Below are 20,583 nucleotides of genomic sequence, written 5' to 3' on the forward strand. Positions count from 1 at the left end.
GCGGCGATTCTATCACATCGTAAGTTAAACGTTTGCCTTTTTGCTGAGCTTTTACTTTAACTAAGTTGAATTTGATCAATACTTGGGTGAGTTTTTGGCGTTGAGAGAGCAAATTGCATTGTTCAAAAATGCCTCTAGGATAAGAAAAGTCAGCGTTTAGTGAGATTGCGCTGATTTTTTAACCGAATGATGCGAAATATCGAATATAGTGAGTGTTTCTCGTCGCTACGCTGAGTAGAATGAACCTTATCGGTAAGGTGCAAGCGAACGCTCGCGCATCGTCCCAACGGAATAACAATAGGTAGGCCAAGATGTCTTTTGAAGTACTAGAACAACTAGAAGCGAAAATTCAAACTGCAGTTGACACAATCACTCTTCTTCAGATGGAAGTCGAAGAGCTGAAAGAAGATAAAGTAAAACTTGAAACAGAAGCTAACGAGCTTCGTTCTCAACGTGAAGAGCTAGAGCAAAAATCTCAGCAAGCTCAACAAGAGCACGCACAATGGCAAGAGCGCATTCGTGCACTACTTGGCAAGATGGACGAAGTGGAATAATCCACCTAAGTATCCAGAATCAAAAACACCCGCTTCGGCGGGTGTTTGCGTATTTGGCGATGTTTTTTAGCGATGTGGCTAGTTGCTAATAAAAGATTAATTTAACTCTGCTTCATCTTCGTCTTCTTCATCGAGCTCTAAGTCTACATTGAGTGGCTCAGGTGAAAGAATGATGCCTGTGCTATCGGCATAGATGTAATCTTCAGGTAGGAAGCTAACACCACCAAAGTTTACTGGTACGTCTATTTCACCAATGCCTTGATTTGCTGCCCCAACAGGAATTGAAGCGAGAGCCTGAATGCCAAGGTTCATGTCTTCCAGTTCGTCCACTTCGCGAACACAACCGTAAACCACAATCCCTTCCCATTCGTTTTCTTCTGCTAGTGTTGCGATTTCTGCATCGATTAAGGCTCTGCGTAAGGAACCGCCACCATCAATCAGCAATACTCGCCCGATACCATCTTGTTCTAACGTTTCACGGATCAGTGCGTTGTCTTCAAAACACTTAATCGTCGTCACTTGCCCGGCAAACGACGCTCGACCGCCAAAGTTACTGAACATCGGTTCAACTACATCTACCTGATCAAGATAGATATCACAGAGTGCTGAGGTATTGTATTCCATAGCGTACCTTTCTAAACAGAAACTGTTGTCTTTGAGTATATCTAGGCATTAAGTCAATGCAATGACAATCCTTTTTTAACTCATCAGAGTTTGAGCTACCACAATTGTTGCAAATAAAACGTTAGTCACCAGTGAGCACTTCACGACAACTGGCATCATAGGTGCAATTTGTGCTGGTTTTTCAGTATCCCAAACGGCTTTCCCGTGGTGGGCTACTACGTAGATGCTGAGCAAGAAGGGTAAGCTGATCCATACCGGCTTGTCTTGAATGAGCAGGTAAGCGGCAAAAGCCAGTAGCGCACCACCAAGCAAAATAAAGTGATACTGCTTGGCTTTACGTTGTCCTAGTCGAACTGCCATGGTGCGTTTGCCACATTCGCTATCATTTTCGATATCACGCATATTATTGATGTTCAGTACTGCTACCGCCAATAAACCACAGCCTAGCGCAGGTAAGAACAATGTCGCATCAACATGACCCGTGTGCAGGAAGTAAGTGCCAGATACACCAAGTAAGCCAAAGAAAAGGAATACTGACAAGTCACCTAGACCAACATACCCGTAAGGCTTACTGCCCATGGTGTACGCAATCGCCGCAAGGATGGCAAGAATGCCTAAGCCAATAAAGGTAATGATGCTTTCAAACGAGCTCAGCGCGTAAAACACCAATGTCAGACCGGCAATGGCAGTCAGAATGATGTTGAAGATGATCGCTTTTTTCATTTGATCCGCTGTGACTGCGCCAGACTGCATCGCCCGCTGAGGACCTAAGCGATTGTCGTTATCTGTGCCTTTCACTGCGTCGCCATAATCGTTCGCAAGGTTAGATAAAATCTGCAGCAGTGTTGCTGTGACAAATGCCATCACTGCGATGGTCAGCGAGAAGTGACCAGCAGAGTATGCAAGTACGCTACCAGTTAAAATAGACACCAGTGCGAGAGGTAAAGTTTTTGGGCGAGCGGCTTCAAGCCAGATCTGCAATGATTGTTTCATGGATATTTCGTGCTAGTAACCAATGTGCCCAGTATAAGCACAAAGCGCTCGATGCGCTATTGACTTGAAACAACTCAATTAAGACTCAAAGACTTATAGAGAAGGAACACAGTTTCCATATTTGAGGCAATAAAACAGCGCTCTTTCATGAAGAGAAGAGGGCGATGCACGCGATGATTAGATCCATAGCCACGCCTGAGTTCGCTAGGATGATGAACTCTTTTGGTCTAGAGCTTGTTAAAGTCCCCATCATTCTAAACGAAAAAGCCCAGAAACAAGGTTCTGGGCTTTGGCATGATAGATTACGATTAAAGAATAAAGCGACTTAGATCTTCATCTTCAATCGTATCGCCTAGGCGATCTTTCACGTAAGCCGCGTTAATCACGAATTTCGCACCTGATTGCTCTGCTGCGTCGTAAGAAATCTCATCCATCAAACGCTCCATCACAGTATGCAGACGACGTGCACCGATGTTTTCAGTGGTTTCGTTTACTGTCCATGCTGCTTCTGCGATTTGCGTGATGCCATCTTCCGTGAATTCCACATCCACGTTTTCAGTTTTCATCAGCGCAACGTACTGCTCTGTCAGAGACGCTTTTGGCTCAGTTAGGATACGTTTGAAATCGTTGCTGGTCAGTGCTTCAAGCTCAACGCGAATTGGTAGACGACCTTGCAATTCTGGGATCAGGTCAGAAGGTTTCGCTACTTGGAATGCGCCAGAAGCGACGAATAGGATGTGGTCTGTTTTCACCATACCGTGCTTCGTTGATACCGTGCTACCTTCAATAAGAGGTAATAGGTCACGCTGAACACCTTCGCGCGAAACGTCAGGACCAGAGCTTTCACCGCGCTTACAAATCTTATCGATCTCATCGATGAATACGATGCCGTTGTTCTCTACGTTGAAGATGGCAGACTCTTTCAGCTCTTCTTGGTTCACCAGTTTCGCTGCTTCTTCTTCCGCCAATGCTTTCATCGCGTCTTTGATTTTCAGCTTGCGTTTTTTCTTGGTGTCGCCAGCAAGGTTTTGGAACATACCTTGTAGCTGGTTGGTCATTTCTTCCATACCAGGAGGCGCCATGATCTCGACACCCATTTGCGGTGCAGCTACATCGATTTCGATTTCTTTGTCGTCTAGCTGACCTTCGCGCAGTTTCTTGCGGAAGACTTGGCGAGTGTTCGAAGTATCTTCTTTCTGCTCTGTTTGACCCCAAGCATCACGTGCTGGTGGCAGTAGGGCATCAAGAATACGCTCTTCGGCTTGCTCTTCAGCGCGGAATTTTACTTTTTCCATCGCTTGTTGGTGAGTCATCTTCACAGCAACATCGGTCAGATCGCGGATGATGGTTTCCACTTCTTTACCTACATAGCCCACTTCGGTGAACTTTGTTGCTTCGACTTTGATGAAAGGTGCGTTTGCTAGCTTAGCAAGACGACGAGCAATCTCTGTCTTACCAACACCAGTTGGACCAATCATAAGGATATTTTTTGGCGTTACTTCGACACGCAAGCTTTCTTCAAGCTGCATACGACGCCAGCGGTTACGTAGTGCAATCGCAACCGAACGTTTTGCTTTGTCTTGACCAATAATGTGGCGGTTCAGTTCATGAACGATTTCGCGAGGAGTCATTTCAGACATATTCTTTCCTTACTTCGTTACGATTACGCTTAAGCCGTTGGCTTAGGAAGCTCTGCTGTAGATTCTAGCTCTTCTACAGTGTGATGATGGTTGGTGAATACACAGATGTCGCCAGCAATGTTCAGTGCTTTTTCTGCGATTTCTCGCGCGTCTAGATCTGTGTTTTCTAATAATGCGGTTGCTGCTGCTTGTGCGTATGCGCCGCCAGAGCCAATGGCGATAAGATCGTTTTCTGGCTGAACGACATCACCGTTACCAGTGATGATCAGTGAAGCAGTTTCATCCGCAACGGCCAGTAGTGCTTCTAGTTTGCGAAGTGCGCGGTCGCTACGCCAATCTTTTGCTAACTCAACGGCAGCCTTAGTAAGGTGACCTTGGTGCATTTGCAGCTTGCTTTCAAAGCGCTCGAATAGGGTAAAGGCATCCGCAGTACCGCCAGCAAAACCAGCAAGAACTTGGTTGTTGTATAGGCGGCGAACTTTACGTGCGTTGCCTTTCATTACGGTATTGCCTAGCGACACTTGGCCATCACCCGCGATGACGACTTTATTGTTTCGACGTACAGATACAATGGTAGTCACAGTCGACCTCTTAATTATTTCTCTTTGGATTTAATTAAGTATATGGGGTAAGGGATTCGGGGATTCAAGGGGAAGGTGTTTTTCGATTGCAGACATTACGTTTTGTCATTTTGAACAAGGAAGAGAGCTGGGGTGTGGCGAGGGCGCTGGTTTATACGAACGAGTTGGGTATATACCCTATATAGTGAAACTGAACTGGATTCGTGGTGATGAATGATCTTGAGTCATTCCCTAGCGTGAGAATGAGCAGCACTCTCCAATAAAAGAAAAGACCAACCGTTCACTCGGTTGGTCTCTGCATTAATGTATCGAATAAGAATTAAAGATTCTCTTTCCAAATTGCACACGGCTCGATCTTCGCGCGTTGCAACTTGTGGCGATCTTTCTCTGCGTCTCGTTTGAACTTGTATGGACCAAGAACAACACGGTACCAGGAGCTTCCGTCTTTCTTAATGACACGGCTCGTAATACCTTGGAAAGCAATCGCTAGCTTACGTTCTTCAGCTTGGCTCTGTTTTTTGTAAGCACCACATTGCATCACATAAGGGACTTTTGATACTTCAACTTCTTTGGCAACGACTTCCACTTCACGCTTCGGTAGAGATTCCACGTATTCCCACTTTTCTTCTGGTGGGGGCGGTAACTCTTTCTTCGGCTTTGGTTTGCTGGTGGTCACTGGTTCCTGTTTCGCAACGGGTTGTTTCGGTTCAGGATCATTGCTGAGTAGATATAAGCCGTAGCCAAAACCGCCCACAAGCAGGATTGCTAGTAGACCACTACGCCAAGGTTTCTTTCTGGAAGGTTGTTTTTTTGTCGACTTCTTCGGAGCGCCGCGTCCGCGTCTTACATAATCTCTATTTGCCACGGTTACTTCTGGTCATCAAGGATTCTGGCAAATATGTTAATCCAGAACGCGACGAGAAAACACCCTATTCACGTAATCTTGTTAGCTACGTACAGGATAGGCGTAAAAAAACGACGCTAGATGCGTCGCTTTCGTTTCTATTTATGTTGTGGATTCGCTTACTGATTAGCGCAAAGGTGGTGGCGCTGCACTACCACGCACAACTAATTTAGTTTCAAGCAAGCGAGAGCCTGAGTGCACGTCGTGACCTTTCAGTAGCTCTAGCATCATTAACATTGCTTGGCGACCAATCTCATAACGTGGTTGAGAGATGGTGGTTAACGGTGGATCGCAGTATTGCGCGAATTGAATATCATCAAAGCCGACAACCGATAAATCCTGCGGAATACGCAGGCCAAGACGTTTCGCTTCTTGGATAGCACCAATCGCCATGGTGTCGCAGTGACAGAATAGAGCGGTTGGTGGTTCAGGCAATTCGAGAAGTTTGCGTACGGCTTGAACGCCACCTTCGAAAGAGAAGTCAGCCACAATGCTGTATTGCTCTTCTTTACTAATACCAGCACGGCGAAGTGCTTGTTGGTAACCTTGTTGGCGGAACTGGCACAGCACCGCAGTATCTGGACCGGAGATCTGAGCAATACGCTTGTGACCAAGTTGCGTCAGGTAGTTCACGGCTTCAAATGCAGAGGTCAAGTTATCGATATGCACCGTTGGTAGTTCCAGCTCAGGAGCGAATTCGCACGCCATGACCATTGGTGGTAGGTTTTTCTGCTCTGGCTTGCTGACATCGAATGGTAAGTCGGTGCCCAGTAGTAACATGCCATCAGCTTGCTTGGTGAATACTAAGTTTACGAATGAGCTTTCGCGCTTTTTCTGCTGACCGCTATCGCCAAGAAGAACTAGGTAACCGTGTTCCATTGCTGCATCTTCGATACCGCGAATGATTTCAGAGAAATACGGATCGCATATGTCCGGTACGATAGTGACAATGGTCTTTGATTCATTTCTACGTAAATTACGAGCTAATGAATTCGGTGAATAACCAGCTTCAAGTACGGCATCTTCCACTCTCTTTCTTGTTGATGAAGAGACTTTTTCTGGATTCATTAATGCTCGCGATACCGTAGCAGTAGATACCCCTGCAAGCTGGGCAACATCCTTCATTGTCGCCATAGTTTTTACCCTCTTAAAATATTCGCCAAGATGACGTGAGTCATTGTTCTAATTGAAGTCTATGTGACTGATCCACTTTAGACTTTACTAATTTGAATAGTCTATTCATTTCTAAAGGGAAAGTTACGGTCTGTTTAACAAAAATTGCAATCCTAATGTGATTTGACTCACATTAGAAGGTAATTCATTACATAGTTAAACGTTTGCTAGCTGAGATCCTGTGGTTCTATGTCTAAATTCCAGCGAACTTTCTTGGCATTTGGCAACAACTCAATAGCAGGTTTTGCACTGGTTAATAACTTTTGCATCAATGAGCGATGCTGGGTTTGCAGCAACAACTGCCAACGATATTTTCCAGCACGCTTAGCTAATGGTGATGGAGTCGGACCCAAAACCATGCAGGAACCATCAAATAATGGGTGTGATTCAAGGGTGAAGCGAACCTGACGCAAAAAGTCTTCGACCAACTCGCTTTGGTTGGCTTCCGCTTTAAATAGGGTTAAGAAGCTGTAAGGTGGAAGCTGAGCCAACTTACGTTCCTCTAATGCTGTTATGGCAAAGTCACGATAGTCTTTCTGTAATAGAGACTGAAGCAAGCTGTGCTCAGGGTGGTGAGTCTGTAAAATCACTTCGCCAGGTTTGCTTGCACGACCAGCACGCCCCGCAACTTGAATGAACAATTGCGCCAGCCTTTCCGAAGCCCGAAAGTCACTACTATATAGAGAGCCGTCCACGTCCAGCAGCGCCACGAGCGTCACGTTCGGGAAGTGGTGACCTTTCGCCAGCATTTGTGTACCGATCAGGATTTGATATTCGCCTTTACGAATCGATTCGAGAGCATCTTCCAAGCTGCCTTTACGGCGAGTGCTGTCTCTATCAATACGAATCGCTTTGTATTCAGGAAAGAGCTTAGCAAGTTGAAGCTCCAGTTGCTCTGTCCCAACTCCAACAGTTACTAGCTGAGTGGAGCCACAACCTTGGCATTGATGAATCACGGGTTGTTGAGAGCCACAGTGGTGGCATCGGATCTCATTGCTGTACTGGTGGAAGGTATAGTAGGCATCGCAGCGCTTACACTCTGCTGTCCAACCACACTCATGACACATCAACGCAGGAGAAAAACCACGGCGGTTTAGGAACAGCATGACTTGGTTGCCAGAATCGAGGTGCTTACGCATTTCAGCGATCAGAGGGGCAGATAAGCCACTGTCTAGGTAAAGCCCTTTAACATCCAGTACTTTATTCGTTGTTGGTACCGCAGAGCCTGCTCGTTGGGTCAGCGTTAAGTGGTGATATTTACCAGAAAGTGCGTTGTGCAGTGTTTCTAAAGCAGGTGTCGCAGAACCAAGTACGATGGGTACTTGTTCTTTATGTGCTCGCATCACTGCGACATCGCGAGCGTGGTAGCGCAGGCTGTCTTGCTGTTTGTATGAAGAGTCATGCTCCTCATCGACAATAATAATGCCAAGGTCAGCAAAAGGGGTAAGCAGAGCAGAGCGTGTTCCGATAATGATACCAGCAGCTTTGTCTCGCGCTGAAAGCCAAGCATTGAGTCGCTCAGTATCATTCAAACCAGAATGAATCACGTCCACAGGAACATTGAAGCGATGCTTAAAGCGATTGATGGTTTGCGGTGTTAAGCCGATCTCCGGCACTAAAACCAACGCTTGTTTGCCTTTCTCGAGCACTGGCTTGATCAGGTTTAAGTAGACTTCGGTTTTCCCCGAACCGGTAACGCCCTCTAATAAATAGCAGGCAAATCCGGTTTGGCTATTAACACTGGCGATTGCCAGAGCTTGTTCATGGTTAAGCTTGGGCTTCTCTACTTCACGCTCAACTTGCTCTCCCCACTTGGTGATCTCAGGTTTCTTTTCAATACGTTCAATCCAGCCTTTTTCCTCTAAAGACTTGAGCACTGAAGATGGTATTTCTTGATCACTAAACTCTTGATGTGGAATGGGACCGTCAATCAACATCTGTAGAGCACGCTGCTGTTTAACCGCGCGACCAAGCCCCTGCATAAGTTTATCTTTGCCTGATGTGGTAATTTGCCACTCGTATAAGGTTGAGAAGTCAGCAGGTTTGCCTTTTCTTAGGGCGGCAGGCATAGCATTGTGCAAGGTGTCGCCAAGAGGATGCTGATAGAACTGACTACACCAAGTAAGCAAAGAATAGAGCTTCTCTGACCAAATGGGTTGGGTGTCTAATACAGCTTTAAGTGGCTTAAGTTGCTCTTTAGGAAAGTCAGAGTGATTAACCATCGCGGTGACAATTCCAACTAAAGTTTGACGCCCAAAAGGTACAGAAACTCGCCCACCAATGATCGGAAACAGATGCCCGGGAATGGCATAATCAAACTGTTTGTCGAGAGGGACTGGCAGTGCCACTCTGGCTATGGATGGACGCATAGAATCTTTACTATATAAAAGAGGGAAGAGGGCTATAGTCTATTAAAACGCACTAAGAAATTCGAGTGATCGGTATTTAATGAGGGTAGATTCCTCTCAGTACTAAAGTACTGGTGAAAAAAGTGGCGAAAAAGTTGCCAAATGTGTTGATCCTAGCTTAGTGATTCATTACTATACTGCGCCTTGAGATATGGCTTCGGCGATTGGTCGATGCGGTATCGCACTTTTATTATTAATTACGTGTGGTGTGCGGCTTAGACTCGTATAGCGACACGGCCTACAATTGAGGTTATCCCATGAAAGCTGGTATCCACCCAGAATACAAAGCAATCACTGCTACTTGTTCTTGCGGCAACTCTTTCGAGTTCAAATCTACTCTAGCGAAGGAATCTATCCACCTAGACGTATGTGACAAGTGTCACCCATTCTACACTGGTAAGCAACGTATCGTTGATACAGGCGGCCGTGTTGATCGCTTCAACAAGCGTTTCGGTGCACTATCAAGCGGTAAGAAATAATAGCAGACGCTATTACGATTACAGTTTAAAAAAGGACGCTTCGGCGTCCTTTTTGTTTATTGGCTAGTGCAAAAGTAGGGGAGAATCGAGCGGCTAAAATTTGTTCGATTATTTTTCACTCGGCTATTGCATCCTAAAGTGTGATCTGTATAATGCAGCGCACTGGTTAAGCCAGTTGTGAACCAATGAGCAATGAGGAGCGAGTAAATCTTCGGATTTACGAGGTAATGTAGACTCAGCTTATGTTCGCGGTTAATACAATTAGCTATCTTTTCTTCGGAAAAACTATCCCCAGAGGTGACTCTGGTATGTAGGGGTAGTTAATCGAAAATTAACTGACAATGCGTCCTAATCTTGGATGCTACGGTTTCACATAAATCAATCGGCATTCTCTCGTCTTTACGAGTCTGAGTGGCGATATTGTTTGTGTAATTTTTAATATTGGAGCTCTGTCTCATGCAGAACCAACGTATCCGTATCCGCCTAAAAGCATTCGATTACAAACTAATCGACGCTTCTACAGCGGAAATCGTTGAAACAGCTAAGCGCACTGGCGCACAGGTTCGTGGTCCAATCCCACTACCAACTCGTAAAGAGCGTTTCACAGTTCTTATCTCTCCACACGTTAACAAGAAAGCACGTGACCAGTACGAAATCCGTACTCACAAGCGTCTAATCGACATCGTTGAGCCAACAGACAAAACTGTTGATGCTCTAATGCGTCTAGACCTTGCTGCGGGCGTTGACGTTCAAATTAGCCTAGGTTAAGGGAGATTAGAAGAATGATTGGTCTAATCGGTCGTAAAGTGGGCATGACCCGCGTATTTACTGAAGACGGCGTTTCTATCCCAGTAACAGTTGTTGAAGTTGAAGCAAACCGTGTTTCTCAAGTTAAAACTCTTGAGACAGATGGCTACGCTGCAATCCAGGTAACTGCTGGTTCTAAGAAAGCTAACCGCGTAAACAAAGCTGAAGCAGGTCACTTTGCTAAAGCTGGCGTTGAAGCTGGTCGTGGTCTTTGGGAATTCCGTTTGGAAAACGGTGAAGAGTTCGCAGTTGGCGCTGAGCTAACAGTTGAACTATTCAACGAAACTAAGAAAGTAGACGTTACTGGTACATCTAAGGGTAAAGGTTTCCAAGGCGCTGTTAAGCGTTGGAACTTCCGTACTCAAGATATGACTCACGGTAACTCATTGTCTCACCGTGCACCGGGTTCAATTGGCCAATGTCAAACTCCAGGTCGCGTATTTAAAGGCAAGAAAATGGCAGGTCACATGGGTGCTGAGCGTGTAACGACTCAAAACCTAGAGATCGTACGTGTTGACGCTGAGCGCAATCTGCTTCTTATCAAAGGTGCAGTACCAGGCTCAACAGGTGGCAACGTGATCGTTAAACCAGCTGTTAAAGCATAACGTCTCAGGAGTAAGTAATGGAACTAATGGTTAAAGGTGCTGATGCACTAACTGTTTCCGAAACTACTTTCGGACGTGAGTTTAACGAAGCTCTTGTACACCAAGTAGTTGTTGCGTTTGCAGCAGGTGCTCGTCAAGGTACACGTGCTCAAAAAACACGTTCAGAAGTTTCTGGCGGTGGCGCTAAGCCATGGCGTCAAAAAGGTACTGGCCGTGCGCGTGCTGGTACAATCCGTAGCCCAATCTGGCGTACAGGTGGTGTTACTTTTGCTGCGAAACCACAAGATCACAGCCAAAAAGTAAACAAAAAAATGTACCGCGGTGCTATGAAGAGCATTCTTTCTGAGCTAGTTCGTCAAGAGCGTCTAATCGTTGTTGATAACTTCTCAGTTGAAGCGCCAAAGACTAAAGAGCTAGTTGCTAAGCTTAAAGAGCTTGAGCTAACTGACGCTCTAATCGTGACTAGCGAAGTAGATGAGAATCTATTCCTAGCTGCTCGTAACCTATACAAAGTTGACGCACGTGACGTTGCTGGTATCGACCCAGTTTCACTAATCGCGTTCGACAAAGTTGTAATGACTGCTGAAGCAGTTAAGCAAGTTGAGGAGATGCTAGCATGATCACTGAAGAGCGTATCCTAAAAGTTCTACGTGCTCCGCACATCTCTGAAAAAGCAACTATGGCAGCTGAGAAAGCGAACACTATCGTTTTCAAAGTAGCTAAAGATGCAACTAAAAAAGAGATCAAAGCAGCTGTAGAAAAGCTTTTTGAAGTTGAAGTTAAGTCTGTAAATACTCTTATCACTAAGGGTAAGACCAAACGTCAAGGTCTACGCCAAGGTCGCCGCAGCGACGTTAAGAAAGCGTACGTTACTTTGAAAGAAGGTCAAGATCTTGACTTTGTTGGCGGCGCGGAATAACAGGAGTAGTTAAGAATGGCTATTGTTAAATGTAAGCCGACTTCCCCTGGTCGTCGTCACGTTGTTAAAGTTGTTAACGCTGACCTACACAAGGGCAAGCCATACGCACCACTTCTAGAGAAAAACTCTAAGAACGGTGGTCGTAACAACAACGGTCGTATCACAGTACGTCACATCGGCGGTGGTCACAAGCACCACTACCGTGTAGTTGACTTCAAACGTACTAAAGACGGTATCCCAGCGACAGTTGAGCGTCTAGAATACGATCCAAACCGTAGCGCAAACATTGCTCTAGTTCTTTACAAAGACGGTGAGCGTCGCTACATCCTAGCACCTAAAGGTGTTCAAGCTGGTGATGTTATCCAATCTGGTGTTGATGCACCGATTAAAGCTGGTAACACTCTACCAATGCGTAACATCCCAGTAGGTTCAACTGTACACAACGTTGAACTAAAACCTGGTAAAGGTGGTCAGCTAGCTCGTTCGGCTGGTGCTTACGCTCAAATCGTTGCTCGCGACGGTGCGTACGTAACTATCCGTCTACGTTCTGGCGAAATGCGCAAAGTTCTTTCTGAAGGCCGTGCAACAATCGGTGAAGTTGGTAACTCTGAGCACATGCTACGTGAACTTGGTAAAGCTGGTGCTTCACGCTGGCGCGGCGTACGTCCAACCGTACGTGGTGTAGTAATGAACCCGGTTGATCACCCACACGGTGGTGGTGAAGGTCGTACTTCTGGTGGCCGTCATCCAGTATCTCCTTGGGGTATGCCAACTAAAGGCTTCAAGACTCGTAAGAACAAACGCACTGACAAGTACATCGTACGTCGTCGTAACAAGTAATCTATATAAAGAGGAATCGCCATGCCACGTTCTCTCAAGAAAGGTCCATTTATTGACCTACACTTGCTGAAGAAGGTAGAGAAAGCGGTGGAAAGCGGAGACAAAAAGCCACTTAAGACTTGGTCCCGTCGTTCAATGATCATCCCATCGATGATCGGTTTGACCATCGCTGTCCATAATGGTCGTCAGCACGTACCTGTTTTCGTAACCGAAGAAATGATCGGTCACAAACTAGGTGAATTCGCACCAACACGTACTTACCGCGGTCACGCTGCGGATAAGAAAGCTAAGAAGCGTTAAGGAGTAAATAATGGAAGCTATTGCTAAACATAACTTTGCTCGCATTTCGCCTCAGAAAGCTCGCTTAGTTGCGGATCTAATTCGTGGTAAATCTGTTGACCAAGCTCTAGAAATTCTAACGTTCAGCAACAAAAAAGCTGCTGCTCTAGTTAAGAAAGTTCTAGAGTCTGCTATCGCTAACGCGGAGCACAACGAAGGTGCAGATATTGACGATCTGAATGTCGCAAAAATCTTTGTAGATGAAGGCCCAACCATGAAGCGTATTATGCCTCGTGCTAAAGGTCGTGCGGATCGTATCTTGAAGCGTTCAAGCCACATCACTGTTGTTGTAGCAGATCGCTAGAGACTAGGAGAGTAAGCAATGGGTCAAAAAGTACATCCTAATGGTATTCGTCTTGGCATCGTTAAGCCTTGGAATGCTACATGGTTTGCTAACACCAAAGATTTCGCTGACAACCTAGACGGCGACTTCAAGGTACGTCAGTTCCTAACTAAGGAACTACAAAAAGCGTCTCTTTCACGCATCGTTATCGAGCGTCCTGCTAAGAGCATCCGTGTGACTATTCACACTGCTCGTCCAGGCGTTGTAATCGGTAAGAAAGGTGAAGACGTTGAGAAACTACGCGCAGCTGTAGCAAAAATTGCAGGTGTACCAGCGCAAATTAACATCGCTGAAGTACGTAAGCCTGAACTTGATGCACAACTTGTTGGTGACAGCATCGCGTCTCAACTAGAGCGTCGTGTTATGTTCCGTCGTGCTATGAAGCGCGCGGTACAAAACGCAATGCGTCTAGGTGCTAAAGGCATCAAAGTAGAAGTAAGCGGTCGTCTAGGCGGCGCTGAAATCGCACGTTCTGAGTGGTACCGTGAAGGTCGTGTACCTCTACACACTCTACGTGCAGACATTGATTACGCAACTTCTTCGGCTCACACTCAATACGGTGTGATCGGCATTAAAACTTGGATCTTCAAAGGTGAGATCCTAGGTGGTATGCCAGCAGCTAACGCTGTAGAGCCTAAAGGCGACAAGCCTAAGAAGCAGCGTAAAGGCCGTAAGTAAGGAGTCGACAGATGCTACAACCTAAACGTACTAAGTTCCGTAAGGTTCAGACAGGTCGTAACCGTGGTCTAGCTAAAGGTACTGATGTAAGCTTCGGCGAATTCGGTCTTAAAGCTGTTGGCCGTGGTCGTCTAACTGCTCGTCAAATTGAAGCGGCACGTCGTGCAATGACACGTCACGTTAAGCGTCAAGGTAAAATCTGGATCCGTGTGTTCCCAGACAAACCAATCACAGAAAAACCACTTGAAGTTCGTCAAGGTAAGGGTAAAGGTAACGTTGAGTACTGGGTAGCCCAAATCCAACCTGGTAAGGTTATGTACGAAATGGGTGGTGTACCTGAAGAATTGGCTCGTGAAGCGTTCCGCCTAGCGGCTCGTAAACTGCCATTCAAAACTACATTTGTAACTAAGCAGGTGATGTGATGAAAGCACAAGATCTACGCGAGAAAAGCGTTGAAGAGCTTAACGCTGAGCTATTGAATTTGCTACGTGAACAGTTCAACTTGCGCATGCAAGCTGCAACTGGTCAGCTACAGCAAACTCATACTCTGAAAGCTGTACGCCGTGATATCGCACGTGTGAAAACTGTTTTGACTGAGAAGGCAGGCGCATAATGAGCGAAGTAAAACGTACTCAACAAGGTCGTGTTGTTAGCGACAAGATGGACAAGTCTATCGTAGTTGCTATCGAGCGCATGGTTAAACACCCAATTTACGGTAAATTCGTAAAGCGCACGACTAAAGTACACGCACACGACGAGAACAACGAATGTGGCCTAGGCGACAAAGTTGAAATCGCAGAGTGTCGTCCACTGTCTAAGACTAAGTCTTGGACTTTGGTTAAAGTTGTAGAAAAGGCGAAGATGTAATCTTCCCCAATCTATGATTGACAAACGGCTCCAAAAATTATTTTTGGAGCCGTTTATTTTTTGACTACCCAATCACAAAAAAGGGTGGTACAATTCGCGTCCCTTTTAAAGAGGCAGCCCGACCCGAGAGGGTCTAGTTTTTTTATTATTTAGCGGAGCACTAACATGATCCAAATGCAAAGTATGCTGGACGCAGCTGATAACTCAGGCGCACGCAGCGTAATGTGTATTAAGGTTCTGGGTGGCTCTCACCGCCGTTATGCACATATCGGTGACGTTATCAAAGTTACTGTTAAGGAAGCAATTCCTCGCGGTAAAGTTAAAAAAGGTGACGTTCTGAAGGCGGTGGTAGTGCGCACCCGTAAAGGCGTACGTCGTCCTGACGGTTCTGTCATTCGCTTCGACCGAAATGCTTGTGTATTGTTGAACGACAACACTGAGCAACCAATCGGTACACGTATCTTTGGTCCTGTGACACGCGAACTTCGTGGCGATAAGTTCATGAAGATCGTTTCACTGGCTCCAGAAGTTCTGTAAGGAGCACGTAGAAATGGCAGCTAAAATCCGTCGTAATGACGAAGTAATCGTTCTTGCTGGTAAAGACAAAGGCAAGAAAGGTAAAGTAACTAAGGTCCTAGCAACTGGTAAAGTTATCGTTGAAGGTATCAACCTTGTTAAGAAACACCAGAAACCTGTTCCTGCACTAGGTATCCAAGGCGGTATCGTAGAGCAAGAAGCAGCAATCGACGTTTCTAACGTGGCGATCTTTAACGCAGCTACTGGTAAAGCTGACCGTATCGGTTTCCGTTTTGAAGATGGTAAGAAAGTTCGTTTCTTTAAGTCTAACAACGAAATCGTTTCTAACTAATAGAAGTAATTTGGAGTTCTACTATGGCGAAACTGCATGATTACTACAAGTCGTCTGTAGTCGCTGAACTGACCAAACAGTTTAGCTACACAAGCGTCATGCAAGTCCCTAGAATCGAGAAAATCACCCTAAACATGGGTGTTGGTGAAGCAATCAACGATAAGAAACTGCTAGAAAACGCAGCTGCTGATATGGCAACGATCTCTGGTCAAAAGCCACTTATCACTAAAGCTCGTAAATCTGTTGCAGGTTTCAAAATCCGTGAAGGCTACCCTATCGGTTGTAAAGTAACCTTGCGTGGCGAACGTATGTGGGATTTTCTTGAGCGTCTAATTTCGATCGCTCTTCCACGAGTACGTGACTTCCGTGGTGTTAGCGCTAAGTCTTTTGACGGTCGCGGTAACTACAGCATGGGCGTTCGCGAGCAAATCATCTTCCCGGAAATCGACTTTGATAAAGTTGATCGAGTACGCGGTCTAGACATCACTATTACGACGTCTGCTGGTACTGATGAGGAAGGCCGTGCTCTGCTGGCTGCCTTTAACTTCCCATTCCGTAAGTAAGGTGAAGGGTTACTGTTATGGCTAAAAATTCAATGAAAGCACGTGAAGCAAAACGTGCGAAGCTAGTAGCTAAGTTCGCTGAAAAGCGTGCAGCGCTAAAAGCTATCATCAGCGATGTAAACGCATCTGAAGAAGATCGTTGGAATGCGGTTCTTACACTGCAATCTCTTCCACGTGATTCAAGTGCATCACGTCAGCGCAACCGTTGTAACCAAACTGGTCGTCCACACGGTTACCTACGTAAGTTCGGTCTAAGCCGTATTAAGGTTCGTGAAGCTTGCATGAAAGGCGAGATTCCGGGTCTTCGTAAGGCTAGCTGGTAATTGCCACTTAATCATTTGGAGTAAATCATATGAGCATGCAAGATCCGATTTCGGATATGCTGACCCGTGTTCGTAACGGTCAGGCAGCAAACAAAGTTGCTGTTAAAATGCCTTCTTCAAAGCTTAAAGTTGCAATCGCTGCACTACTAAAAGCTGAAGGTTACATCGTTGACTTCGCTGTTGAAGGCGAAGCAAAACCTGAGCTAGAAGTTACTCTTAAGTACTTCCAAGCTAAACCAGTAATCGAGCAACTTAAACGTGTTTCTCGTCCAGGTCTACGTGTTTACAAGAAGAAAGATCAACTTCCTTCTGTAATGGGTGGTCTTGGTATTGCTATCGTTTCTACTTCCAAGGGTCTTATGTCAGACCGCGCTGCACGTAAAGCAGGTCTTGGTGGTGAAATCATCTGCTACGTAGCTTAATAGGAGTAGAATATGTCTCGTGTTGCTAAAGCACCTGTCGCTATTCCAGCTGGCGTAGAGGTGAAACTAAACGGCCAAGAAATCACTGTAAAAGGTGCTAAGGGCGAACTATCTCGCGTTCTTAACAACGCTGTAGTAATCGCTCAGGAAGAAAACAACCTAACTTTCGGTCCTAAAGAAGGTGTTGCTAACGCATGGGCACAAGCTGGTACAGCTCGCGCTCTAGTTAACAACATGGTTGTTGGTGTTACTGAAGGCTTTACTAAGAAGCTAACTCTTAAAGGTGTTGGTTACCGTGCTGCTATCAAAGGCAACGCTGTAGGTCTAACACTAGGCTTCTCTCACCCAGTTGAGCACGAGTTGCCAGCGGGTATTAAAGCTGAATGTCCAAGCCAAACTGAAATCATCATCACTGGTTGTGATAAGCAACTAGTTGGTCAAGTTGCGGCTGACATTCGTTCTTACCGTCAACCTGAGCCTTACAAAGGTAAAGGTGTTCGTTACGCAGATGAAAATGTGCGTACTAAAGAAGCTAAGAAGAAGTAAGGTAACACTATGGATAAGAAAGCATCTCGCATCCGTCGTGCTACACGTGCACGTCGTAAGATTGCAGAACTGGGTGCGACTCGCCTAGTTGTACACCGTACTCCTCGTCACGTGTACGCACAGGTTATCGCGGCTAATGGCTCTGAGGTTATCGCAGCAGCTTCTACTGTAGAAAAAGCGATCCGTGAGCAAGTGAAATACACTGGTAACGTTGATGCAGCTAAAGCAGTAGGTAAAGCTGTTGCTGAGCGCGCTCTTGAAAAAGGCGTAACTGCAGTTGCATTTGATCGTTCTGGTTTCCAATACCACGGTCGAGTAGCGGCGCTAGCAGAATCTGCTCGCGAAGCTGGTCTGAAATTCTAAGGTAGGGTTGGAAGATGGCTAAAGAACAACAAGTTCAAGCGAATGATTTGCAAGAAAAGCTAATCGCAGTTAACCGTGTTTCTAAAACGGTTAAAGGCGGTCGAATCATGAGCTTCACTGCACTAACAGTAGTTGGTGACGGTAACGGTCGTGTAGGTTTCGGTTACGGCAAAGCTCGTGAAGTACCTGCAGCGATTCAAAAAGCAATGGAAAAAGCGCGTCGTAACATGACTACTATCGCGCTAAACGAAGGCACTCTTCACCACCCAGTGAAAGGTCGCCATTCGGGCTCTAAAGTTTACATGCAGCCTGCTGCAGAAGGTACTGGTGTTATCGCAGGTGGTGCGATGCGTGCAGTACTAGAAGTTGCTGGCGTACACAACGTACTATCTAAAGCATACGGTTCTACGAACCCTATCAACATCGTTCGTGCAACGATCGATGCACTAGGTAGCATGAAGTCGCCAGAAATGGTTGCTGCTAAACGTGGTCTAACTGTTGAAGCTATTTCGGAGTAAGAACACCATGGCAACTATTAAAGTAACTCAAACTAAAAGCTCAATTGGCCGCCTACCAAAGCACAAAGCTACTTTGCGTGGTCTAGGTCTTCGTAAAATCAACCATACAGTAGAACTTGAAGATACTCCGTGTGTACGCGGTATGATCAACAAGGTTTTCTACATGGTTAAAGTTGAGGAGTAATCAGAATGCGTTTGAATACTCTTGCACCGGCTGCTGGCTCTAAGCACGCTCCTAAGCGTGTAGGTCGTGGTATCGGTTCTGGCCTAGGTAAAACTGGTGGCCGTGGTCACAAAGGTCAAAAATCACGTTCTGGCGGTAAAGTTCGTCCAGGTTTCGAAGGCGGTCAAATGCCTCTGAAACAACGTCTACCAAAATTCGGTTTCACTTCTCGTAAGAGCCTAGTGTCTGCTGAAGTTCGTCTAGCTGAGCTAGCGAAAGTTTCTGGTGACGTGGTTGATCTAAACAGCCTTAAAGCTGCTAACATCATCACTAAGAACATCGAATTTGTAAAAGTTGTTCTTTCTGGTGAGATTAACAAAGCAGTGACTGTTAAAGGTCTACGTGTGACTAAAGGCGCTAAAGCTGCAATCGAAGCTGCAGGCGGTAAAATCGAGGAATAATCTCGAGGAACGAGGTACAGATGGCTAAGAAACCAGGACAAGATTTTCGTAGTGCTCAGAGCGGCTTAAGTGAACTAAAGTCGCGCTTGTTATTCGTAATTGGTGCACTTTTAGTATTCCGAGCCGGCTCTTTTGTGCCGATTCCTGGTATTGACGCTGCTGTACTTGCCGATTTGTTCGAACAGCAAAAAGGTACCATCGTTGAAATGTTTAACATGTTCTCCGGTGGTGCTCTTGAGCGTGCATCTATATTAGCGTTGGGCATCATGCCGTATATTTCGGCTTCTATTGTTGTCCAATTGCTAACTGTAGTTCATCCAGCGTTAGCGGAACTCAAAAAAGAGGGTGAAGCAGGCCGTCGTAAGATCAGCCAATATACACGCTACGGCACGCTTGTACTTGCAACATTCCAAGCTATTGGTATTGCAACAGGCTTACCAAACATGGTCGATAATCTGGTTGTTATGAACCAAACCATGTTTACGCTAATTGCTACCGTAAGTTTAGTAACTGGTACCATGTTCCTAATGTGGTTAGGTGAACAAATTACAGAGCGAGGAATCGGTAATGGTATTTCCATTCTGATTTTTGCAGGTATTGTTGCTGGATTGCCTTCTGCAATCGGTCAAACAATCGAGCAAGCGCGTCAAGGTGAATTGCATGTACTTCTTCTGTTGCTAATCGCGGTATTAGCTTTTGCAGTAATTTACTTCGTTGTTTTCATGGAACGTGGTCAACGCCGAATCGTCGTTAACTACGCTAAGCGTCAACAAGGTCGTAAAGTATTTGCTGCGCAAAGCTCGCACTTGCCACTTAAAATTAATATGGCGGGTGTTATTCCAGCGATTTTTGCATCAAGTATTATCCTGTTCCCAGGAACACTGGCTCAGTGGTTTGGTCAGAACGGTGAGAGCAGCGCGTTCGGTTGGTTAACTGACGTGTCTTTGGCTCTTAGCCCAGGTCAACCGCTGTATGTAATGCTTTATGCAGCAGCGATTATTTTCTTCTGTTTCTTCTACACGGCGTTGGTATTCAACCCGCGTGAAACAGCAGATAACTTGAAGAAGTCCGGTGCATTCGTACCCGGTATCCGCCCAGGTGAGCAGACAGCTAAGTACATTGATAAAGTGATGACACGTTTAACCCTAGCGGGTGCACTGTACATTACCTTTATCTGTCTGATTCCCGAGTTCATGATGGTCGCGTGGAACGTACGTTTCTACTTCGGCGGTACATCACTACTTATCGTAGTAGTTGTTATCATGGACTTTATGGCACAGGTACAGACTCATCTGATGTCTCAACAGTATGATTCTGTGTTGAAGAAAGCGAATCTGAAAGGCTACGGTCGTTAATTCGACGGTAGACTCAGTTTCAATTACGGAGTTTAGCAATGAAAGTTCGTGCTTCCGTTAAAAAAATCTGCCGTAACTGTAAAGTAATCAAGCGCAACGGTGTTGTTCGCGTGATTTGCAGTGAGCCAAAGCACAAACAGCGCCAAGGCTAATTAGCAGAAATTTTTACTTGAAAATGAAGGTTAGGTCGAGTATATTCCTCGGCCTACCTTTTGCGTGCAAAAGAAGTAGTACTCCGCAGCGTATC

At 45.7% G+C, this 20,583-nt stretch carries 31 protein-coding genes and 1 pseudogene; 25 read left to right on the plus strand and 7 right to left on the minus strand.

From position 1 onward, the window contains the following. Positions 1-311: 311 nt before the first annotated feature. A complete protein-coding gene (gene zapB, locus MHO32_RS00695) occupies positions 312-554 on the plus strand; it encodes a cell division protein ZapB (RefSeq protein ID WP_005450586.1) in 243 nt (80 codons plus the stop codon). A gap of 96 nt (positions 555-650) precedes the next feature. Here the strand turns inward: zapB and rraA are convergent, their stop codons facing one another. The 7 genes and pseudogenes from rraA to priA all read right to left on the minus strand — a co-directional run bounded on the left by rraA (position 651) and on the right by priA (position 8,838). Further along, on the minus strand, positions 651-1,178 hold the full coding sequence (rraA, locus tag MHO32_RS00700) for a ribonuclease E activity regulator RraA (RefSeq protein ID WP_005450585.1): 528 nt from the start codon (positions 1,176-1,178) through the stop codon (positions 651-653). A 75-nt stretch (positions 1,179-1,253) separates the two neighbouring features. Beyond that, positions 1,254-2,171 carry a 1,4-dihydroxy-2-naphthoate polyprenyltransferase gene (locus tag MHO32_RS00705; RefSeq protein WP_005450584.1) on the minus strand — a complete coding sequence of 306 codons (918 nt, stop codon included), beginning with the start codon at positions 2,169-2,171 and terminating at the stop codon, positions 1,254-1,256. A 308-nt stretch (positions 2,172-2,479) separates the two neighbouring features. After that, the gene (hslU, locus tag MHO32_RS00710; RefSeq protein ID WP_009698879.1) at positions 2,480-3,811 is read right to left on the minus strand and encodes an HslU--HslV peptidase ATPase subunit; all 1,332 of its coding nucleotides are present in this window, start codon (positions 3,809-3,811) and stop codon (positions 2,480-2,482) included. Positions 3,812-3,840: 29 nt separating this feature from the next. Continuing rightward, positions 3,841-4,392: an ATP-dependent protease subunit HslV gene (gene hslV, locus MHO32_RS00715; protein ID WP_009698878.1), complete on the minus strand. Its 552-nt coding sequence runs from the start codon at positions 4,390-4,392 to the stop codon at positions 3,841-3,843. A 319-nt stretch (positions 4,393-4,711) separates the two neighbouring features. After that, on the minus strand, positions 4,712-5,257 hold the full coding sequence (locus MHO32_RS00720) for an SPOR domain-containing protein (protein ID WP_005450581.1): 546 nt from the start codon (positions 5,255-5,257) through the stop codon (positions 4,712-4,714). A 165-nt stretch (positions 5,258-5,422) separates the two neighbouring features. Then, positions 5,423-6,433, minus strand: a pseudogene (gene cytR / locus MHO32_RS00725) (DNA-binding transcriptional regulator CytR); the annotation flags it as partial. A gap of 203 nt (positions 6,434-6,636) precedes the next feature. Beyond that, entirely contained in the window at positions 6,637-8,838 is a 2,202-nt protein-coding gene (gene priA, locus MHO32_RS00730) for a primosomal protein N' (protein ID WP_239210520.1), read from the minus strand. A 296-nt stretch (positions 8,839-9,134) separates the two neighbouring features. On the opposite strand from priA, the gene rpmE reads away from it, so the two are divergent. The 24 genes from rpmE to rpmJ all read left to right on the plus strand — a co-directional run bounded on the left by rpmE (position 9,135) and on the right by rpmJ (position 20,488). Continuing rightward, entirely contained in the window at positions 9,135-9,356 is a 222-nt protein-coding gene (gene rpmE / locus MHO32_RS00735; protein ID WP_005450576.1) for a 50S ribosomal protein L31, read from the plus strand. A 456-nt stretch (positions 9,357-9,812) separates the two neighbouring features. Further along, positions 9,813-10,124 (plus strand): 30S ribosomal protein S10, encoded by a 312-nt coding sequence (gene rpsJ / locus MHO32_RS00740; protein WP_004410492.1) that lies wholly within the window; start codon positions 9,813-9,815, stop codon positions 10,122-10,124. 14 nt (positions 10,125-10,138) lie between these two features. Continuing rightward, positions 10,139-10,768, plus strand: a complete 630-nt coding sequence (rplC, locus tag MHO32_RS00745; protein WP_005435072.1) for a 50S ribosomal protein L3 — start codon at positions 10,139-10,141, stop codon at positions 10,766-10,768. Positions 10,769-10,785: 17 nt separating this feature from the next. Beyond that, the gene (gene rplD, locus MHO32_RS00750; RefSeq protein ID WP_005435074.1) at positions 10,786-11,388 is read left to right on the plus strand and encodes a 50S ribosomal protein L4; all 603 of its coding nucleotides are present in this window, start codon (positions 10,786-10,788) and stop codon (positions 11,386-11,388) included. Further along, positions 11,385-11,687 carry a 50S ribosomal protein L23 gene (gene rplW, locus MHO32_RS00755; RefSeq protein ID WP_004398471.1) on the plus strand — a complete coding sequence of 101 codons (303 nt, stop codon included), beginning with the start codon at positions 11,385-11,387 and terminating at the stop codon, positions 11,685-11,687. Before rplD ends, rplW begins: the two co-directional genes overlap by 4 nt. 15 nt (positions 11,688-11,702) lie before the next feature. Then, positions 11,703-12,527, plus strand: coding sequence for a 50S ribosomal protein L2 (rplB, locus tag MHO32_RS00760; protein WP_005450574.1), 825 nt, complete (start codon positions 11,703-11,705; stop codon positions 12,525-12,527). A 21-nt stretch (positions 12,528-12,548) separates the two neighbouring features. After that, the gene (gene rpsS, locus MHO32_RS00765; RefSeq protein WP_005431614.1) at positions 12,549-12,827 is read left to right on the plus strand and encodes a 30S ribosomal protein S19; all 279 of its coding nucleotides are present in this window, start codon (positions 12,549-12,551) and stop codon (positions 12,825-12,827) included. A 10-nt stretch (positions 12,828-12,837) separates the two neighbouring features. Beyond that, positions 12,838-13,170: a 50S ribosomal protein L22 gene (rplV, locus tag MHO32_RS00770; protein ID WP_005383164.1), complete on the plus strand. Its 333-nt coding sequence runs from the start codon at positions 12,838-12,840 to the stop codon at positions 13,168-13,170. Between the two features lie 18 nt (positions 13,171-13,188). Continuing rightward, positions 13,189-13,887, plus strand: a complete 699-nt coding sequence (gene rpsC, locus MHO32_RS00775; protein ID WP_005435080.1) for a 30S ribosomal protein S3 — start codon at positions 13,189-13,191, stop codon at positions 13,885-13,887. A gap of 11 nt (positions 13,888-13,898) precedes the next feature. Then, positions 13,899-14,309: a 50S ribosomal protein L16 gene (gene rplP / locus MHO32_RS00780; RefSeq protein ID WP_005379577.1), complete on the plus strand. Its 411-nt coding sequence runs from the start codon at positions 13,899-13,901 to the stop codon at positions 14,307-14,309. After that, positions 14,309-14,500, plus strand: coding sequence for a 50S ribosomal protein L29 (gene rpmC / locus MHO32_RS00785; protein ID WP_004410456.1), 192 nt, complete (start codon positions 14,309-14,311; stop codon positions 14,498-14,500). The genes rplP and rpmC overlap by 1 nt, the downstream gene beginning before the upstream one ends. Then, complete coding sequence (gene rpsQ, locus MHO32_RS00790) at positions 14,500-14,754, plus strand: 30S ribosomal protein S17 (protein ID WP_005450571.1); 255 nt, start codon at positions 14,500-14,502, stop codon at positions 14,752-14,754. Before rpmC ends, rpsQ begins: the two co-directional genes overlap by 1 nt. 165 nt (positions 14,755-14,919) lie before the next feature. Further along, positions 14,920-15,291 (plus strand): 50S ribosomal protein L14, encoded by a 372-nt coding sequence (rplN, locus tag MHO32_RS00795; RefSeq protein WP_004410450.1) that lies wholly within the window; start codon positions 14,920-14,922, stop codon positions 15,289-15,291. A gap of 13 nt (positions 15,292-15,304) precedes the next feature. Then, positions 15,305-15,622 carry a 50S ribosomal protein L24 gene (gene rplX, locus MHO32_RS00800; protein ID WP_005435084.1) on the plus strand — a complete coding sequence of 106 codons (318 nt, stop codon included), beginning with the start codon at positions 15,305-15,307 and terminating at the stop codon, positions 15,620-15,622. 23 nt (positions 15,623-15,645) lie between these two features. Further along, positions 15,646-16,185 carry a 50S ribosomal protein L5 gene (rplE, locus tag MHO32_RS00805; protein WP_005450569.1) on the plus strand — a complete coding sequence of 180 codons (540 nt, stop codon included), beginning with the start codon at positions 15,646-15,648 and terminating at the stop codon, positions 16,183-16,185. A 17-nt stretch (positions 16,186-16,202) separates the two neighbouring features. Next, entirely contained in the window at positions 16,203-16,508 is a 306-nt protein-coding gene (gene rpsN, locus MHO32_RS00810) for a 30S ribosomal protein S14 (RefSeq protein WP_004410442.1), read from the plus strand. 29 nt (positions 16,509-16,537) lie between these two features. Further along, a complete protein-coding gene (gene rpsH / locus MHO32_RS00815; RefSeq protein ID WP_005450567.1) occupies positions 16,538-16,930 on the plus strand; it encodes a 30S ribosomal protein S8 in 393 nt (130 codons plus the stop codon). A 12-nt stretch (positions 16,931-16,942) separates the two neighbouring features. Next, positions 16,943-17,476 (plus strand): 50S ribosomal protein L6, encoded by a 534-nt coding sequence (gene rplF, locus MHO32_RS00820; RefSeq protein WP_005450565.1) that lies wholly within the window; start codon positions 16,943-16,945, stop codon positions 17,474-17,476. A gap of 9 nt (positions 17,477-17,485) precedes the next feature. Further along, positions 17,486-17,839, plus strand: a complete 354-nt coding sequence (gene rplR, locus MHO32_RS00825; RefSeq protein ID WP_005435088.1) for a 50S ribosomal protein L18 — start codon at positions 17,486-17,488, stop codon at positions 17,837-17,839. A 14-nt stretch (positions 17,840-17,853) separates the two neighbouring features. Continuing rightward, the gene (gene rpsE / locus MHO32_RS00830; protein ID WP_005435090.1) at positions 17,854-18,357 is read left to right on the plus strand and encodes a 30S ribosomal protein S5; all 504 of its coding nucleotides are present in this window, start codon (positions 17,854-17,856) and stop codon (positions 18,355-18,357) included. Positions 18,358-18,364: 7 nt separating this feature from the next. Next, positions 18,365-18,541, plus strand: a complete 177-nt coding sequence (rpmD, locus tag MHO32_RS00835; protein WP_005450564.1) for a 50S ribosomal protein L30 — start codon at positions 18,365-18,367, stop codon at positions 18,539-18,541. A gap of 5 nt (positions 18,542-18,546) precedes the next feature. Beyond that, on the plus strand, positions 18,547-18,981 hold the full coding sequence (gene rplO / locus MHO32_RS00840) for a 50S ribosomal protein L15 (RefSeq protein ID WP_005450562.1): 435 nt from the start codon (positions 18,547-18,549) through the stop codon (positions 18,979-18,981). Between the two features lie 20 nt (positions 18,982-19,001). Then, positions 19,002-20,336 (plus strand): preprotein translocase subunit SecY, encoded by a 1,335-nt coding sequence (gene secY / locus MHO32_RS00845; protein WP_005435093.1) that lies wholly within the window; start codon positions 19,002-19,004, stop codon positions 20,334-20,336. A 38-nt stretch (positions 20,337-20,374) separates the two neighbouring features. Next, positions 20,375-20,488: a 50S ribosomal protein L36 gene (rpmJ, locus tag MHO32_RS00850; protein ID WP_000868186.1), complete on the plus strand. Its 114-nt coding sequence runs from the start codon at positions 20,375-20,377 to the stop codon at positions 20,486-20,488. Positions 20,489-20,583 lie beyond the last annotated feature (95 nt).

The sequence above is a fragment of the Vibrio sp. MMH1-50 genome (genome assembly GCF_022347645.1).
Taxonomy (GTDB): Bacteria; Pseudomonadota; Gammaproteobacteria; order Enterobacterales; family Vibrionaceae; genus Vibrio; species Vibrio harveyi.